Source organism: Ruegeria profundi (assembly GCF_020171505.1).
Taxonomy (GTDB): domain Bacteria; phylum Pseudomonadota; class Alphaproteobacteria; order Rhodobacterales; family Rhodobacteraceae; genus Ruegeria; species Ruegeria profundi.
In genome coordinates this window covers 13,626-30,034 of the sequence record NZ_JAIUZS010000006.1, presented here as the reverse complement: position 1 = coordinate 30,034, position 16,409 = coordinate 13,626, and the positions used below count along the sequence as shown (strand labels likewise).

At 56.7% G+C, this 16,409-nt stretch carries 11 protein-coding genes and 1 tRNA gene; 10 read left to right on the top strand and 2 right to left on the bottom strand.

Annotated features, from left to right (window positions below):
* Positions 1-160: 160 nt before the first annotated feature.
* Positions 161-1,480 carry an MFS transporter gene (locus LCM21_RS14470; protein ID WP_319003919.1) on the top strand — a complete coding sequence of 440 codons (1,320 nt, stop codon included), beginning with the start codon at positions 161-163 and terminating at the stop codon, positions 1,478-1,480.
* 387 nt (positions 1,481-1,867) lie between these two features.
* Here the strand turns inward: LCM21_RS14470 and LCM21_RS14465 are convergent.
* Positions 1,868-1,954, bottom strand: a tRNA-Leu gene (locus LCM21_RS14465).
* A 197-nt stretch (positions 1,955-2,151) separates the two neighbouring features.
* Here LCM21_RS14465 and LCM21_RS14460 point away from each other — a divergent pair.
* Positions 2,152-3,135 (top strand): complex I NDUFA9 subunit family protein, encoded by a 984-nt coding sequence (locus tag LCM21_RS14460; protein WP_224891238.1) that lies wholly within the window; start codon positions 2,152-2,154, stop codon positions 3,133-3,135.
* Here the strand turns inward: LCM21_RS14460 and LCM21_RS14455 are convergent, their stop codons facing one another.
* Positions 3,136-3,939 (bottom strand): undecaprenyl-diphosphate phosphatase, encoded by an 804-nt coding sequence (locus tag LCM21_RS14455; protein WP_224891237.1) that lies wholly within the window; start codon positions 3,937-3,939, stop codon positions 3,136-3,138.
* A gap of 230 nt (positions 3,940-4,169) precedes the next feature.
* Between LCM21_RS14455 and LCM21_RS14450 the strand changes: the two genes are divergently transcribed.
* The 8 genes from LCM21_RS14450 to LCM21_RS14415 all read left to right on the top strand — a co-directional run bounded on the left by LCM21_RS14450 (position 4,170) and on the right by LCM21_RS14415 (position 16,400).
* A complete protein-coding gene (locus tag LCM21_RS14450) occupies positions 4,170-5,603 on the top strand; it encodes an NAD(P)-dependent oxidoreductase (RefSeq protein WP_224891236.1) in 1,434 nt (477 codons plus the stop codon).
* A gap of 29 nt (positions 5,604-5,632) precedes the next feature.
* Positions 5,633-6,067 (top strand): GFA family protein, encoded by a 435-nt coding sequence (locus LCM21_RS14445; RefSeq protein ID WP_224891235.1) that lies wholly within the window; start codon positions 5,633-5,635, stop codon positions 6,065-6,067.
* Positions 6,064-10,596 (top strand): glutamate synthase large subunit, encoded by a 4,533-nt coding sequence (gltB, locus tag LCM21_RS14440; protein ID WP_224891234.1) that lies wholly within the window; start codon positions 6,064-6,066, stop codon positions 10,594-10,596. Before LCM21_RS14445 ends, gltB begins: the two co-directional genes overlap by 4 nt.
* 180 nt (positions 10,597-10,776) lie before the next feature.
* The gene (locus LCM21_RS14435) at positions 10,777-11,691 is read left to right on the top strand and encodes a Hint domain-containing protein (RefSeq protein WP_224891233.1); all 915 of its coding nucleotides are present in this window, start codon (positions 10,777-10,779) and stop codon (positions 11,689-11,691) included.
* Positions 11,692-11,730: 39 nt separating this feature from the next.
* Entirely contained in the window at positions 11,731-12,465 is a 735-nt protein-coding gene (gene mtgA / locus LCM21_RS14430) for a monofunctional biosynthetic peptidoglycan transglycosylase (protein WP_224891232.1), read from the top strand.
* A 58-nt stretch (positions 12,466-12,523) separates the two neighbouring features.
* The gene (gene fzlA / locus LCM21_RS14425) at positions 12,524-13,189 is read left to right on the top strand and encodes an FtsZ-binding protein FzlA (protein ID WP_068341126.1); all 666 of its coding nucleotides are present in this window, start codon (positions 12,524-12,526) and stop codon (positions 13,187-13,189) included.
* Between the two features lie 97 nt (positions 13,190-13,286).
* Complete coding sequence (gene queG, locus LCM21_RS14420; RefSeq protein ID WP_224891231.1) at positions 13,287-14,324, top strand: tRNA epoxyqueuosine(34) reductase QueG; 1,038 nt, start codon at positions 13,287-13,289, stop codon at positions 14,322-14,324.
* Positions 14,325-14,396: 72 nt separating this feature from the next.
* Complete coding sequence (locus tag LCM21_RS14415; protein WP_224891230.1) at positions 14,397-16,400, top strand: hydantoinase/oxoprolinase family protein; 2,004 nt, start codon at positions 14,397-14,399, stop codon at positions 16,398-16,400.
* Positions 16,401-16,409: the final 9 nt, after the last annotated feature.

Below are 16,409 nucleotides of genomic sequence, written 5' to 3'. Positions count from 1 at the left end.
AGAGCGCTTTGTCACCAGCGTTTTTGGTTGCTTCTTTCCAGCTTCTGACTTACCGCAATCGTGCTGATGTCATGAGGCGTCGGTTGATCGACACGGTGAAAATACAAGAGTATTTTTCAAAGTTTAAACATTGGCAACAGGTGCCCTTTGGAACGTTTTCATGTTTCTCAACGGCCCGCTGCCCGTTAATCTGTACAGCATGGTCCGACATCTTTTTCCCATCTCATCCTTGCTTTTTGGATCGGGTCTTCTTTTGTTCGCGGGTGGCGTGCACGGCCTCATCCTCCCGGTTAGGGGATCAATGGAGGGCTTTTCCCCAAGCGCTCTTGGTCTTTTGGGAACGGGATGGGCCATCGGCTATGTTGGCGGATGTCTTGTCGTCCCAAGGCTGGTCGGGGCCGTCGGTCATATACGCACCTTTGGTGTGATGTGCGCGCTGGCTGCAGTAACGATCCTGTTTCAAGCCATATTCATCAACGCATGGGCGTGGATACCGACCCGCGCACTCTCTGGATTTTGTTTTGCCGGCGCTGCGATGATCGTTGAATCGTGGCTGAATGACCGGGTTGCGCCCAACAGCCGCGGAACGATTTTCGGCGTGTATACGATGGTGAATTTAGGGGCAGTTACAGCCGGACAAATGGCTATCTCTCTAGGCGACGCAACAGGATTTGTCTTTTTTGCGATCGGAGCAATCGTGTATTGCCTGGCTCTTATTCCAACCGCCTTGTCCACCTCGGCTTCGCCCGCACCGCTGACATCCGTAAGGCTAGACCTGCCCGCGCTGTGGCGAAACTCACCCGTTGCGGTCGCAGCGGTTTTTCTTGTCGGGATTTCGAATGCGGCTTTCGGCACGTTGGCTGCCGTCTATGCAGACCGCGTGGGCCTGTCACTTACGGCCATTGCGTTGTTTGCGAGTATCCCCGTTCTGGCCGGTGCCCTGGCGCAGTTGCCAATCGGATTTATCAGTGACCGCATGGACCGACGGAAGGTCCTGCTTTTCACGGCTGTACTGGCCCTTGCATCTGATTTGGCATTCGTCATCCTAGTACCGGAGTCCCAGTTCATGAACCTTGTTCTTGTCGGCGCGTTTGGTGCAGCGATTTTTTCGATGTACCCGGTTATCGTCGCCCACGCGAATGACCATGCGCCGGCGGGCACCTCGATCCAGGTTTCAGGTGGTTTGCTGATGGTTTTTGGCCTGGGTTCGATTATTGGCCCGTTGATCGCTGGTGTGGCCATGGCTGGCGTTGGGCCGCAGGGGCTGTTCATGACGACGGTTGCCGCGCATTGCCTGATGATCGCTTTTACTATCTGGCGCATCTTTGCCAAATCCGCCGTGCCTGAGAGTGAGAAAACAGCGTTTCGTGTCAGCGCTCCGGCCCGTGGCGTCACGCCCGAGACCGCCGTCCTTGCCGTTGGCGAGGACGAGGCAGCGTCTTTAGCTGAGGCAGAGAGTGAACTGACCCGCGCCAGATAAAAGTAAGATGGCCGGGAATCCGGGTTTAAGACCCAGATGAGAAGGTTAGCGCCTTTGGCTGCGTTGGTTCAGTCTCGAAACAGTGCGGCTGCTGTAGGCTACGCGAAGCGAATTTCGGAAATTGAACTGGAAAAGCGAAACTCAATCAAAGTGCGGGTCAGCGCCGAATACTAGATCGCGCTCTGGATGAAGTGTTCGGGTTCTCAATACTATTCTGCAAGTCACTGTGATATATAGATAAATTGATATTTGGGTACAAAAAACGAGCCCACATAAAATTCGTTTTTAGCAAATTTCTTGAATTCAGTAGAAGTAAAGGAGTTTGAATTCCGTAACTCACAAATCCATTCAAACTTTTAGAACTTGCTTAGAGATCAAATGGAAATTTGGTGCCCAGGAGAGGACTCGAACCTCCACGTCCATACGGACACTAGCACCTGAAGCTAGCGCGTCTACCAATTCCGCCACCTGGGCAGGTGTCGTGGAGGGGCGTTTAAGCCTACTGGCGAGGGGCGTCAACCGGATTCGGGAAGTTTTTTTAAGTTTTTTGTCACACAACCACGTTGGTTCACAGCCTGTCGAGTTTTCGCATGTTCGCGGCGTTATTGCGCCTTGTTTGCGAGGGCTTTGAGCGCTAATTCAGGTCAAAACCAGTCAGTAGGAGCCCTCGCATGTCCAAACTGGTCACGATTTATGGCGGATCGGGATTTGTCGGTCGGTATATCGCTCGGCGTATGGCAAACGAAGGATGGCGCGTGCGGGTTGCCGTGCGGCGCCCGAATGAGGCGATGTTTGTCAAGCCGTACGGCGTGGTGGGACAGGTCGAACCCGTGCTGTGCAATATCCGCGACGATGCGTCTGTTGCAGCCGTGATGCATGGCGCCGATGCCGTGGTAAACTGTGTGGGCGTTCTGAACGAACTGGGGAAGAACGCGTTCGATGCGGTGCAGGCTGACGGCGCGGCGCGCATAGCACGTGTTGCCGCTGACCAAGGTGTTGAGCGCATGGTGCACATCTCGGCGATTGGTGCGGATGCCGGATCGAACAGCGCATATGCCCGCAGCAAGGCGGATGGTGAGGCCGGTGTGCTGGCGCATATGCCAAACGCGGTGATCCTGCGCCCGTCGATTATTTTTGGAACAGAAGACCAGTTCTTTAACCGTTTTGCCGGAATGGCGCGTATGGGGCCGCTGCTGCCCTTGGTCGGGGCCGAGACCAGGTTTCAACCGGTTTACGTGGATGATGTGGCCAAGGCCGCAGTAATGGGCGTGCTGGGTCAGGCTGAAGGTGGCGTCTATGAGTTAGGCGGACCCGAGGTAAAAACTTTCCGCGCATTGATGCAGCAGATGCTGGACGTGATCAATCGCCGACGTGTAATTGTCGGTATACCCTTCTGGACGGCATGGATCATGGCGAACGTGCTCGATTTTTTGAAATTCGTAACGTTCCAGTTGTTCTCCAATCCCATCTTGACCCGTGATCAATTAAAAAACCTGCGACGGGACAATGTGGTGGCCGATGGCGTTAAAAGCTTTGCGGATCTGGGCATTGCTCCTGCGACGCTGGAGTCTGTACTCCCGGACTATCTGTGGAAGTTCCGCCCCTCGGGCCAGTATAATGAGATTCAGAAGTCGGCTGACAACCTGCGATCCTAATCAGCTATACGCAATCACTAAAAGGATCGCGCCCAGAATTACGCGGTAGATGACGTAGGGTGTAAAGCTGACGCTTCGCAACAGTCGCATCATCAGGCTAAGGGCCAAAAGAGCCGAAACAAATGCGAAGAGGGCGGCGATTGCGCCATCTTTGGCCAGTTGTGTATCCGCCTCGCGGATGACATCAGCCGACAGCAACACGCCCGACGCCGCAATTGCGGGGATTGACATCAACATTGCAAGCCGCGCGCCGTCTTCCCGCTTGTAGCCAAGGTGCCGTGCGCCGGTAATCGTGATTCCTGAACGCGAAGTGCCGGGGATCAATGCCAGCACTTGCCACAGCCCCATGATCATTGCATCCCGCAAACCCCAGTCGCTGGTCTTTTTGGCTTGCGGGCCTTTCTGGTCCATCCAATACAGCAAAAGCCCGAAGCCCAACATTGTCCATCCGATGACTGCCATTGAACGAAGGGACTGGCTGAAACCGGTTTTGAACAGGATGGCCCCAACGATAACGGTGGGAATGGTTGCTATGATCAAACTCATCGCCAAGCGTGCCTGCGGGGTATCAATTCGTCCTGTCAGGGCGCGCGGCAGACCCGCAATGAGTTGTTTTACATCGGACCAAAAATAAAAAACCACTGCACCCAGCGTTCCAACATGCACCGCGACATCGATTGCAAGCCCTTGGTCATCCAGGCCGGTCAGGTTGGGCAAGAGGATCAGGTGACCCGATGATGAGACGGGCAAAAATTCGGTGATACCCTGAATAATCGCCGCGAGAATCAACTGAAATAAACTCATTTAACCTGCCGTGTTGCCGTCACGTAATAGTTGCGAGCAATGGGTATAAGTGTGGTGTGAAAAAGGAAAGCATGTAAATAGGTCCGAATCGGACATTAAAAACATACTTTTCTTCAAAATTTTTTACCGCAGCCCTGCATTTTTTTAAAATAGGTAAGTATAATTGACTTTTAATATCAGAACGTATCCCGTAAACAGGCGCGACCAAGCCAATTCATGGAGTCCGACCCGTGGCCAAGCAAGCGATGCTGAAATTTGTCCAGATCGATCGTGTCATGCCCGAAAAGCGTGCCGCCGATGACCGCAAAGACGACTTTGACGAAATTTATGCCGAATACGCTTCGGCCAAAGCGGAAGAACAGGCCAGCCGCTGCAGTCAGTGTGGTGTTCCATATTGCCAGTCGCACTGTCCGCTGCACAACAACATTCCGGACTGGCTGCGCCTGACCGCAACGGGACGGTTGCAAGAGGCCTATCAGACCAGCCAAGCCACGAATACCTTCCCGGAAATTTGCGGCCGTATCTGCCCGCAGGACCGTCTGTGCGAAGGCAACTGCGTGATCGAGCAATCGGGTCATGGGACGGTTACCATTGGCTCAATCGAGAAATACATAACTGATACGGCGTGGGACAAGGGCTGGGTCATGCCCGTTTCGCCGTCGTCCGAGCGCAGCGAGAGTGTTGGGATCATTGGTGGCGGCCCCGGTGGTCTGGCGGCTGCGGATATGCTGCGTCGTGCCGGGATTCAGGTCACGGTCTATGATCGCTATGATCGCGCTGGCGGTCTGTTGATGTATGGCATACCGGGATTTAAACTGGAAAAGGATATCGTGCAGCGCCGCAATGATCTGCTGGCTGACGGTGGGGTTGAGTTTGTTCTGAATTGCGACGTGGACGCGGCCAAGTTCGACGAAATCCGTGCCAAGCATGACGCCGTGATCATCGCCACGGGCGTATACAAGTCGCGTGATCTTTCCATGCCGGGCAGCGGATTGGATGGCATTGAAAAGGCTATCGATTTCCTGACCGCCTCGAACCGCAAGAGCTTTGGCGACGTGGTTGAGGATTTCGACAACGGACGTCTGAATGCCAAGGGCAAAAAGGTTGTCGTGATCGGCGGCGGGGACACTGCGATGGACTGTGTGCGCACATCTATCCGCCAAGGCGCGACCTCGGTCAAATGCCTGTATCGCCGTGACCGCGCCAACATGCCCGGTTCGCAACGCGAGACACAGAACGCCGAGGAAGAAGGCGTAATCTTTGAATGGCTCAGCGCGCCCAAAGGATTCACCGGCGATGACAACGTCACCGGTGTGATGGTGCAAAAGATGCGGCTGGGTCAGCCCGATGCCTCGGGTCGTCAGGCGCCTGAAGTTATCGAAGGTGCGGATTATGTCGAAGAAGCGGATCTTGTGATCAAGGCGCTGGGCTTCGAGCCCGAGGATCTGCCCACTCTGTTCGGACAGCCAGACCTGCCCGTAACACGATGGGGAACCGTCAAGGCCGCCTTCCAGACCGGTGCGACCGAGATGGATGGCGTCTACGCGATTGGTGACATCGTGCGCGGCGCGTCTTTGGTTGTTTGGGCGATCCGGGACGGGCGCGACTGTGCCAATGCGATCATCGACACGTTCAACAGCAAGGCTGCAATCGCGGCCGAGTAACAGTCACGCTCAGCGGCAGGAGGAACGGAGTGTCCGAATTGCAAGGCCAATGTATGTGCGGCGCGGTCACCGTTACCGCGACCCCGGCGCGTGATGCGCTTGGTGCGTGCCATTGCGACCAATGCCGCCGCTGGACCAGTTCGATGCTGATCACGTTCCCGGCCGAGCATGGCTATGCCGCTCTGGGTCCGGTCAAGACCTTTACCTCGTCGGACTGGGCAGAACGCGCCTTCTGCTCCGAATGTGGGTCGGCCCTGTGGTACCGGATCACACTGCCGGGTGAGATGTATGGACACACACAAATGGCGGCGGGCCTTTTCGAAGACATCGACCACCCGCTGAAACTTGAACTTTATATCGACAAGAAACCCGAGGGTTACGCGTTCGCGGGTGAGCGCCAGCAAATGACCAAAGCCGAGGTTGAAGCCATGTATGCCCCCTCGGAAGAAGGAGACAGCCAATGACCAAATATGATGCCAATTGGGTGCAGGCCGAAGAAGCCAAGCGCAAATGGATGGCGGAAAACGGTCTCTATTCCGAGCAGGAAGAACATTCATCCTGTGGTGTCGGGCTTGTTGTATCGATTGATGGCAAGCCATCGCGCAAGGTTGTGGATGCCGGGATCAACGCGCTCAAGGCGATCTGGCACCGTGGTGCGGTGGATGCCGATGGTAAAACAGGCGACGGCGCGGGTATCCACGTTCAGATCCCGGTTCCCTTCTTTTACGACCAGATACGCCGCACTGGTCATGAACCGAACATGGGTGAGCTGATTGCGGTCGGTCAGGTGTTCTTGCCCCGCACCGATTTTGGTGCGCAGGAACGGTGCCGAACGATTGTGGAAACCGAAGTTCTGCGCATGGGCTATTACATCTATGGCTGGCGCCACGTGCCGGTGGATGTGACCTGTCTTGGCGAAAAGGCCAACGCGACCCGGCCCGAGATTGAGCAGATCCTGATCTCGAACTCCAAGGGTGTGGATGAAGAGACGTTTGAGCGTGAGCTTTACGTCATCCGCCGTCGCATTGAAAAAGCAGCCATCGCTTCGGGCATTTCGGGTCTGTATCTTGCATCGCTGTCCTGCCGTTCGATCATCTACAAGGGCATGATGCTGGCCGAGCAGGTTGCGGTCTTCTACCCCGATCTGATGGATGAGCGGTTTGAATCGAATTTTGCGATCTATCACCAGCGCTATTCGACCAACACGTTCCCTCAATGGTGGCTGGCGCAACCGTTCCGCATGTTGGCCCATAACGGTGAGATCAATACGCTGAAGGGCAACATCAACTGGATGAAAAGCCATGAAATCCGCATGGCGTCGGCGACCTTTGGCGACTATGCCGAAGACATCAAGCCGATTATCGCCGGTGGGTCTTCGGATTCAGCTGCATTAGACTCGGTTTTCGAGGTTCTTGTGCGTGCTGGTCGTTCGGCCCCGATGGCTAAAACCATGTTGGTGCCCGAAAGCTGGTCCAAGCAGGCGGTGGAACTGCCACAGGCCTGGCGCGATATGTATTCCTACTGCAACTCGGTGATGGAGCCTTGGGATGGCCCCGCCGCGCTGGCGATGACCGACGGGCGCTGGGTTTGTGCCGGCCTGGACCGCAATGGCCTGCGCCCGATGCGCTATGTCGTGACCGGCGATGGTCTGGTCATCGCGGGTTCGGAAGCAGGCATGGTGCCGATTGACGAGGCCAGCGTGACCGAAAAAGGCGCGTTGGGACCGGGTCAAATGCTTGCGGTCGATATGAAAAAGGGCAAGCTGTACCGCGACAAGCAGATCAAGGACAAGCTGGCGCGCGCGTTGCCTTTTGGCGAATGGGTCAGCAAGATCAACGATCTGGACGAGTCGCTGGCCGGTGTGACCGAAGTGCCGATTTTCTCAGGTGAAGAACTGCGCAAGCGTCAGATTGCAGCTGGCTATTCGGTTGAGGAGCTAGAGCAGATTCTTGCCCCAATGGCTGAGGACGGAAAAGAATCCATTGCCTCGATGGGTGACGATACGCCGTCGGCCGTCCTGTCCAAGCAATACCGCCCGCTGAGCCATTTCTTCCGCCAGAACTTTAGTCAGGTGACCAACCCGCCAATTGACTCACTGCGTGAATACCGGGTGATGTCGCTGAAAACGCGGTTTGGAAACCTTAAGAACGTGTTGGACGAGGACAGCAGCCAGACCGAGATCATCGTGCTGGAAAGCCCCTTTGTTGGCAATGCGCAGTGGGACAAACTGGTTGAGAACTTTAACGCTCCGCTGGCTGAGATCGATTGTAGTTTTGAACCTGGACGGGGTGCACTTAGCGCCGCTTTAACCCGTGTTAGAGCCGAAGCAGAAGAAGCCGTGCGCTCGGGCGCGGGGCATCTGGTGCTGTCTGACATGAACTCGGGATCAGGACGCGTCGCGATGCCGATGATCCTGGCGACCAGCGCCGTGCATTCGCATTTGACCCGTCAGGGGCTGCGGACCTTCTGCTCGTTGAATGTTCGCGCGGCCGAATGTGTGGACCCGCACTATTTCGCCGTACTGATCGGCTGCGGTGCAACCGTTGTAAACGCCTATCTGGCCGAGGATTCGCTGGCGGACCGTATTGATCGCGGTTTGCTGGATGGCACATTGACGGAAAACGTCGCGCGCTATCGTGAAGCCATCGACCAGGGCCTCCTGAAGATCATGGCCAAGATGGGGATTTCGGTGATTTCCTCGTATCGTGGCGGTCTGAACTTTGAAGCCGTCGGTCTGAGCCGCGCCATGGTTGCCGAGTATTTCCCGGGCATGACCAGCCGGATATCCGGGATCGGCGTCACCGGTATTCAGACCAAGGTCGAAGAAATCCACGCCAAAGGCTGGGAGAGCGGTTTGGACGTGCTGCCCATAGGGGGCTTTTACAAAGCCCGGACATCGGGTGAGACCCACGCGTGGGAAGCAACGTCGATGCATATGATGCAAATGGCCTGCAACCGCGCGTCTTATGAGTTGTGGAAGCAATACTCGGCCAAAATGCAGTCGAACCCACCGATCCACCTACGTGATCTGATGGATTTCAAACCGCTGGGCAAGCCGGTGCCGATTGAAGAGGTCGAGTCGATCACCTCGATCCGTAAACGTTTTGTCACGCCGGGCATGTCGCTGGGCGCGCTGTCGCCCGAGGCGCACAAGACGTTGAACGTGGCGATGAATCGGATCGGTGCCAAATCCGACAGCGGTGAAGGTGGTGAAGACCCGGCGCATTTCGTTCCGGAGCCGAATGGCGACAACCCGTCGGCCAAGATCAAACAAGTGGCCTCGGGCCGGTTTGGCGTGACCGCAGAATATCTGAACCAATGTGAAGAGTTGGAAATCAAGGTCGCCCAAGGTGCAAAACCCGGTGAGGGTGGCCAGCTGCCCGGCATGAAGGTCACTGACCTGATCGCGCGGCTGCGTCACTCGACCAAGGGTGTAACCCTGATCTCGCCGCCGCCGCACCACGACATCTACTCGATCGAGGATCTGGCGCAGTTGATCTATGACCTGAAACAGATCAACCCGCGCTGCAAGGTGACGGTTAAGCTGGTGGCGTCGTCTGGCGTTGGCACGATTGCCGCCGGTGTCGCCAAGGCAAAAGCGGATATTATCCTTATTTCGGGTCACAATGGCGGCACAGGTGCCTCGCCCGCGACCTCGATCAAATACGCTGGTCTCCCTTGGGAGATGGGCCTGACCGAAGCGCATCAGGTTCTGGCGATGAACAACCTGAGGGATCGCGTCACGCTGCGAACCGATGGCGGTCTGCGTACCGGGCGCGATATTGTCATGGCTGCGATGATGGGGGCCGAGGAATACGGCATCGGTACGGCCGCTCTGATCGCGATGGGCTGTATCATGGTGCGTCAGTGTCAGTCGAACACTTGTCCGGTTGGTGTCTGTACGCAGGATGAATCCCTGCGCGCCAAGTTCACGGGGAACGCGGATAAAGTGGTCAACCTGATCACCTTCTATGCGCAGGAAGTGCGCGAACTATTGGCCAGCCTTGGCGCGCGGTCCATGGACGAAGTGATCGGGCGCGCGGATTTGTTGGCACAGGTCAGCCGTGGCTCGGCGCATCTGGACGATCTGGATCTCAACCCGCTTTTGATCACCGTAGATGGCGCGCAAGACATCGTTTACAACAGGGATAAAGACCGCAACGCGGTGCCGGATACGCTGGATGCTGAGATCGTCCGCGATGCCGCGCGGTTCCTGAAAGACGGCGAAAAGATGCAGCTGTCTTACGCGGTGCAGAACACGCATCGGACTGTGGGCACCCGCGTCTCAAGCCATATCGTTCAGAACTTCGGTATGCGGAATACCTTCCAGCCCGACCACCTGCATGTAAAGCTGCAAGGTTCGGCCGGGCAGTCGCTGGGGGCATTTGCTGCACCGGGTCTGAAGCTTGAGGTATCGGGCGATGCCAACGACTATGTCGGCAAGGGCCTGTCGGGCGGCACCATTGTGGTGCGACCGCCGCAGGTCAGCCCGTTGAAGGCGGATGAAAACACCATCATCGGTAACACGGTTCTGTATGGCGCCACCGACGGTCACCTGTTTGCTGCCGGACGCGCCGGAGAGCGTTTTGCGGTTCGGAACTCGGGCGCAAAGGTCGTGATCGAAGGCTGCGGCTCGAACGGGTGTGAATACATGACGGGCGGTGTTGCGGTGATCCTGGGCGATATCGGTGCCAACTTTGGCGCAGGCATGACCGGTGGCATGGCCTATCTCTACGACCCGGAAGGTAAGGCAGAAAAGCTGATGAACAAGGAAACGCTGGTGACCTGTCCGGTGACGGTTGACCATTGGGAAAACCAGTTGAAATCGCTGGTTCAGGCGCATCAGACCGAAACCTTCAGCCGCAAAGCCGCCGATATCCTGCAGCATTGGGATGTTGAAAAGGCGAACTTCCTTCAGGTCTGTCCGAAAGAGATGCTGAACAAGCTCAGCTATCCTCTGACCCACGAAGCCACTGCGGTGCCGGCAGAGTAAACCCGTCAGTCTTCGCTGCTGACAAACCCGCGTGTCGTAGAAAGCACGCGGGTTTTCTATTTTTGTCAAATTTATATGCACTTATTGATTTATCATCAGGCGCTCGTACAAAAGTCCAAGTTCCTTCACAATTTGCTGCCAAGCTGCTGTGCAATGTGACGAAGAGGCAAGAGCGAACCTATGCCGACGACCTATACAGATCAGTTTTTTGACATGGACCCTGCGAACCCGCCGGCGGCCGGAACGACGCTGACTGTGCAGAGCTACACACTGGTTGATCAAAATGACGATGATGATATTGACCGGTTCAACAACGACACGGTGAATGGTCAGGATGTTACCCGCTCGTGGCCCGGCGATACGGTGACGATCAACGTTTCGGGCGTGGGGAATGTCACATATACCGGCACGACTTTTTATCTTGCCGACGGTACACGGGTTTTTACACCAACCGATGGTCAGGTTCTGCAACCCGGAACATTTGTATCGTCTTCATTTGTTACGTCGCAGGGTCCGTTGGATGTTGGCGATCTTGGCCCTCCCTGTTTCACGCCCGGTACGCTAATCGAAACGCCGAGTGGTTTGCGCCTTGTCGAAGACTTAAAGCCTGGCGATCCGGTGTTAACTGCGGATAACGGCGCGCAGCCCTTGTTGTGGGTAGGTCGCACCACCGTTAAGGCCGAAGGCAAGCTGGCCCCAGTCCGGTTTGAGGCCGGCGTGCTGGGTCTGGATCATGCGCTGATCGTATCTCCTCAGCATAGGATGCTTATCGAAGACTGGCGCGCGCCGTATCTGTTTGGTTACTCAGAGGTGCTGATCGCAGCGCATTGCCTGGTTAACGGCGACACTGTCACCCGCGTCGAATGCGATGAGGTTACATACATCCACCTGCTTTTCTCACGGCACGAGATACTTATCGCTAATGGGGCGAAAAGCGAAAGCTACTATCCCGGACATGCGGTACGCGCGTCGGACCGGGATACGCAGGCTGAACTGCTATCGCTGTTTCCGGAGTTGCGCACCCGCAACCCGGTTCTGCCGGAAACTGCCCGCCCGGTGATCCGCCCGCGCGAAGCGCGCGCCTTGGCGATTTAAGCCGTTTTCAAGCCTTGCGCCGCGTCGTATAGCAAGAGGATGGCAAAAAAGGCAGTACGCAAGTCGGGCGGCAAGAAACGCAAGGCGTCCAAAACACAAAAACAAACATTCACACGGATTCGTCTTTGGGCGACCCGTATTGTGTTGGGTGTGGTTGTTTTTGTTGTTGGGTTGGCGGCGCTTTATTCTGTGGTAAACCCACCATTGACTCATACCATCTGGTCCGAATGGCGCAGGTTGGGCAAAGTAGAGCGAAATTGGGTGCCGATTGAAGACATCTCTCCAGTTATGGCGCGTGCCGTTGTTGCGGCCGAGGATGCAAATTTTTGCCTGCATTGGGGTTTTGACGTCGAGGCGATCCGCGATGCCTTGGAAGATGGGGGGTCTCGTGGCGCATCGACCATTTCTCAGCAAGTGGTCAAGAACGTATTCCTGTGGCAAGGGCGCAGCTGGGTTCGCAAAGCTCTGGAAACCTCGCTTACGCCGGTGGTTGAGATCTTCTGGAGCAAGCAGCGCATCCTTGAAGTTTATCTGAACGTGGCTGAAACCGGAGAAGGCGTGTTCGGTGTTGAGGCAGCAGCCCAACGGAATTTCAATGTGTCTGCCGCCCAGCTTAGCCCGGTACAAGCGGCCCGGATTGCCGCCATCCTGCCTTCACCACGTAACCGATCTGTCACGGACCCTTCGGTTCGCACCCGCAGGCGGGCCGCGGCAATACTGGATGGAGCGGCCACCATCCGCGCAGATGGTCGCTCAAACTGTTTCGAGGATTGAAACTTATTGCCCCTCAAGGCTAAAGCTGAGGGGTCTACACTGGTTCGATTGGAAGCCCATGGCGCGTCTGTTTCATGTTCCCCTGTCCCCTTTTTGCCGGAAAGTCCGCCTGTCCCTTGCGGAAAAGAAGATCGAGGTTGAACTGGTCGAAGAGAAATACTGGGAAAGAGACCCGGATTTTTTGCGTCGCAATCCTGCGGGGAAAGTGCCGGTCTTGCGTCTGGATGGGAAGATTTTGGCAGAAAGCACCGCCATCTGTGAATATATCGAGGAAACCCGCCCAGAACCCTCGTTGATGCCAAAAAACCCTGACGCTCGGTATGAGGTTCGGCGCCTCGTGGGGTGGTTCGATGATAAATTCCACCATGAGGTCACATCAAAGCTGCTGTACGAGCGGGTCAACAAGAAAGTAACCGGCGAAGGCTATCCAGACAGCAAGAACGTCAAGGAAGGTGCCCGCGCGATCAAGTACCATCTGGATTACATGGCTTGGTTGCTGGATCATCGCCGCTGGTTGGCTGGGGACACCATGACTTTGGCGGATTTCGCAGCGGCGGCGCATTTTTCAGCGCTGGACTATATCTCGGATGTGGATTGGAACCGATCCCAGGCGGTTAAGGATTGGTACGCCAAGATTAAATCACGTCCTGCATTCCGATCGATTCTGGCGGATCAAGTTCCGGGATTCCGGCCACCGTCCCATTACGCCGACCTTGATTTCTGATTACTGCATCCGGGGGCCGTTTGCCTGATTTTGGTGTAAATCGTCCACAAGAAGATTGGGCTTTCGCCGTTCACCGCCCGAGGATTACTCTAACCAGATGACGAACGGATCGAGCTTAAAGGATAAGCTAGTGGCGCAGGCGCTGACCGAAGGGTTCGTGTCGTGCCGCGTGTGTCGTCCTTGGGACGTTCCCGAAGTCCCTGCTCGCCTTGAGGCGTTTCTGGAGGCTGAGTATCACGGGCAGATGGGTTGGATGGCTGAGCGGACCCATTGGCGCGGCGATCCCGCGGCATTGTGGCCGGATGCACGGTCGGTGATCATGCTGGCCGAAAGCTATACACCTGAACATGATCCGACAGAGGTTCTGAACCACCCGGACAAAGCCGCGATTTCCGTTTATGCGCAGAACAAGGATTATCATGATCTGGTCAAGAAGCGGCTGAAACGTCTGGCGCGTTGGCTGATCTCTGAAGCCGGTGGAGAGGTGAAGGTCTTTGTTGATACCGCGCCGGTTCCGGAAAAGGCGCTTGGCCATGCTGCGGGGCTTGGCTGGCAGGGGAAGCACACCAATCTTGTCAGTCGGGGTTGGGGCAATTGGGCTTTTATAGGGTCTGTTTTTACCACTCTGGACATACCAGCTGACATGGCAGAGGTGGATCATTGCGGATCATGCCGGGCCTGTCTGGATGCCTGCCCGACAGATGCTTTTCCTTCGCCGTATCGCTTGGATGCGCGACGGTGTATTTCTTATCTGACCATTGAACACAAAGGCCCGGTGGATGAAGAGTTGCGGCCTAAGCTTGGCAATCGGATTTATGGCTGCGATGACTGCTTGGCCGCGTGTCCGTGGAACAAATTCGCGGTGGCAGCCAGCGATATCCGCTATGCAGCCCGTGATGATTTGAAGGCACCGTCGTTGGCAGAGTTGGCCGCGCTGGACGACACTGCATTCCGCGCAAAGTTTTCCGGTTCACCCATCAAGCGGATCGGGCGTGATCGGTTTGTGCGCAACGTGCTCTATGCAATTGGGAATTCCGATATCTCAGAACTGTTGCCCTTGGCGCAGGAATTGACTAACGATCCGGACCCTGCCGTGGCGGATGCTGCGCGCTGGGCTGTCAAACAACTGCTGTAAGTGCCGCAAACAGGCTGGACGTGTCGGTCCAAACCGTTACACCCAACGACAGCGAACAGGAAGGAGTTCCCGATGGCGCTGGCTTTGGGGGTGGATACGGGTGGAACCTACACGGACGCGGTTCTGATCCGGGATGAGCATGAGGTGATCGCCTCGGCCAAATCCCTGACGACACGGTCCGATCTGGCAATTGGCGTCGGTAAGGCGATTCAGGCAGTTCTGGACGCGGCGCAGGTGGCGCCAGAGCAAATCTCGATGGCGTCGCTGTCGACCACATTGGCGACAAATGCACTGGTCGAGGGGCAGGGCGGGCGCGTGGCGCTGATCTATATCGGGTTCAAGGAAGACGACCTCGGTAAGCACGGTCTGAAGGATGCACTGAAAGGTGACCCGGCCCTCGTCTTATCAGGAGGTCATACCCATGCCGGAGGACAGGCTGCTCCGCTGGACATTGCGGCGCTGGAGTCGTTTTTAGACTCTCACAAAGGCATTTCTGGCTTTGCGGTGGCCGCTCAATTCGCCACGCGCAACCCCGCGCATGAGTTAGAAGCGGCGCGACTCATTGCCGACAAGACCGGTGCGCCGGTGACGTGTTCGCATCATCTTTCAGCCAAGCTAAACGGGCCGAAACGCGCCGTTACAGCGGTTTTGAATGCCCGTTTGATCGGTATGATTGACCGCTTGATCGGGCGGGCCCAGGATCAGCTATTGGAACTTGGTATAACCGCTCCGATGATGGTTGTACGCGGCGATGGTGCATTAATGAGCGTCGAGCAAGCGCGCGAGCGACCGATCGAAACGATCCTAAGCGGTCCGGCGGCGTCCATTGTTGGCGCTAGCTGGCTGACGGGGGCTGAAAATGCGCTGGTTTCTGATATTGGTGGCACGACCACGGATGTTGCACTGATCCGGGATGGGAAACCGGCGATAGATCCAGCAGGCGCACAGGTCGGCGGGTTTCGCACTATGGTCGAGGCTGTGGCGATGCGGACGCATGGTTTGGGCGGTGACAGTCAGGTGCATGCTGTGACCGAAGGCTTGGGCGGTGGGGTGTTTCTGGGGCCGCGGCGGGTGGTGCCTGTCTCTTTGATCGCGTCAGAAGCCCCCGAAATCGTTCATGCCGTTTTGGATGCGCAGCTACGGTCGACCACTGTTAGTGAGCATGACACGCGCTTTGCGCGCCTTGTTCCCGGTATTCACGCTGGGGGGCTGGGTGGACGCGAAGAGGCTTTGATCGAGCGGTTGGGAGACCGGGTTATGCCGCTGAGCGATCTGTTGCGCACCCGGATGGAGAACGGGGCCCTGACGCGTCTGGTGGATCGAGGGATCGTTCAGGTTTCGGGCGTCACGCCATCAGATGCCAGCCATGTACTGGGCCGGCTGGATAGCTGGGATGCTGAGGCTGCCGAGAAAGCGCTGGAACTGATGGCGCGCAAGCGTGTGGGAACTGGTGACAGATTGGCAGCCACGCCCAGTAACCTGGCGGAGATGATTGTAAACCAGCTAACGGAACAGACCGTTTTGACCGTATTAGAGACTGCTTTTGCTGAAGAAGCAGAGCATTTCGGTCTGCCACCCGCCGAATTAGCCCGCCATGTTCTGACGCGCAAAGGCTTGTCAAAGCATCGCGGGCTTTTGGCGCTGGATGCAGCGTTGAATGTGGATGTGGTGGGGCTTGGCGCGTCGGCCCCAAGCTACTACCCGGCAGTTGGCAAACGCTTGCACGCCCGGATGATCCTGCCTGAGCACGCAGGTGTGGCCAACGCCATCGGTGCCGTGGTCGGGCGGTTGACCCTGCGCCGGTCCGGTACGGTGACATCCCCGTCCGAGGGGCGCTATAGGGTTCATCTTGAAGATGGTCCGCAAGACTTTACCGAATCCGACACGGCACTGGACATGCTTGAATCTGTGCTGCGGGATGAGGCAGAGGGCGCCGTTCGCGAAGCCGGGGCTGCGGATATCCGGGTCGTGGTCGATAGAGACATCCGCACCGCACGGATCGAAGCGCAAGACGTGTTCGTCGAGGCGATGGTCACTGTCGAGGCCAGTGGTCGGCCCCGCGTGGCGTCAGGGTAGCCCCGCAAG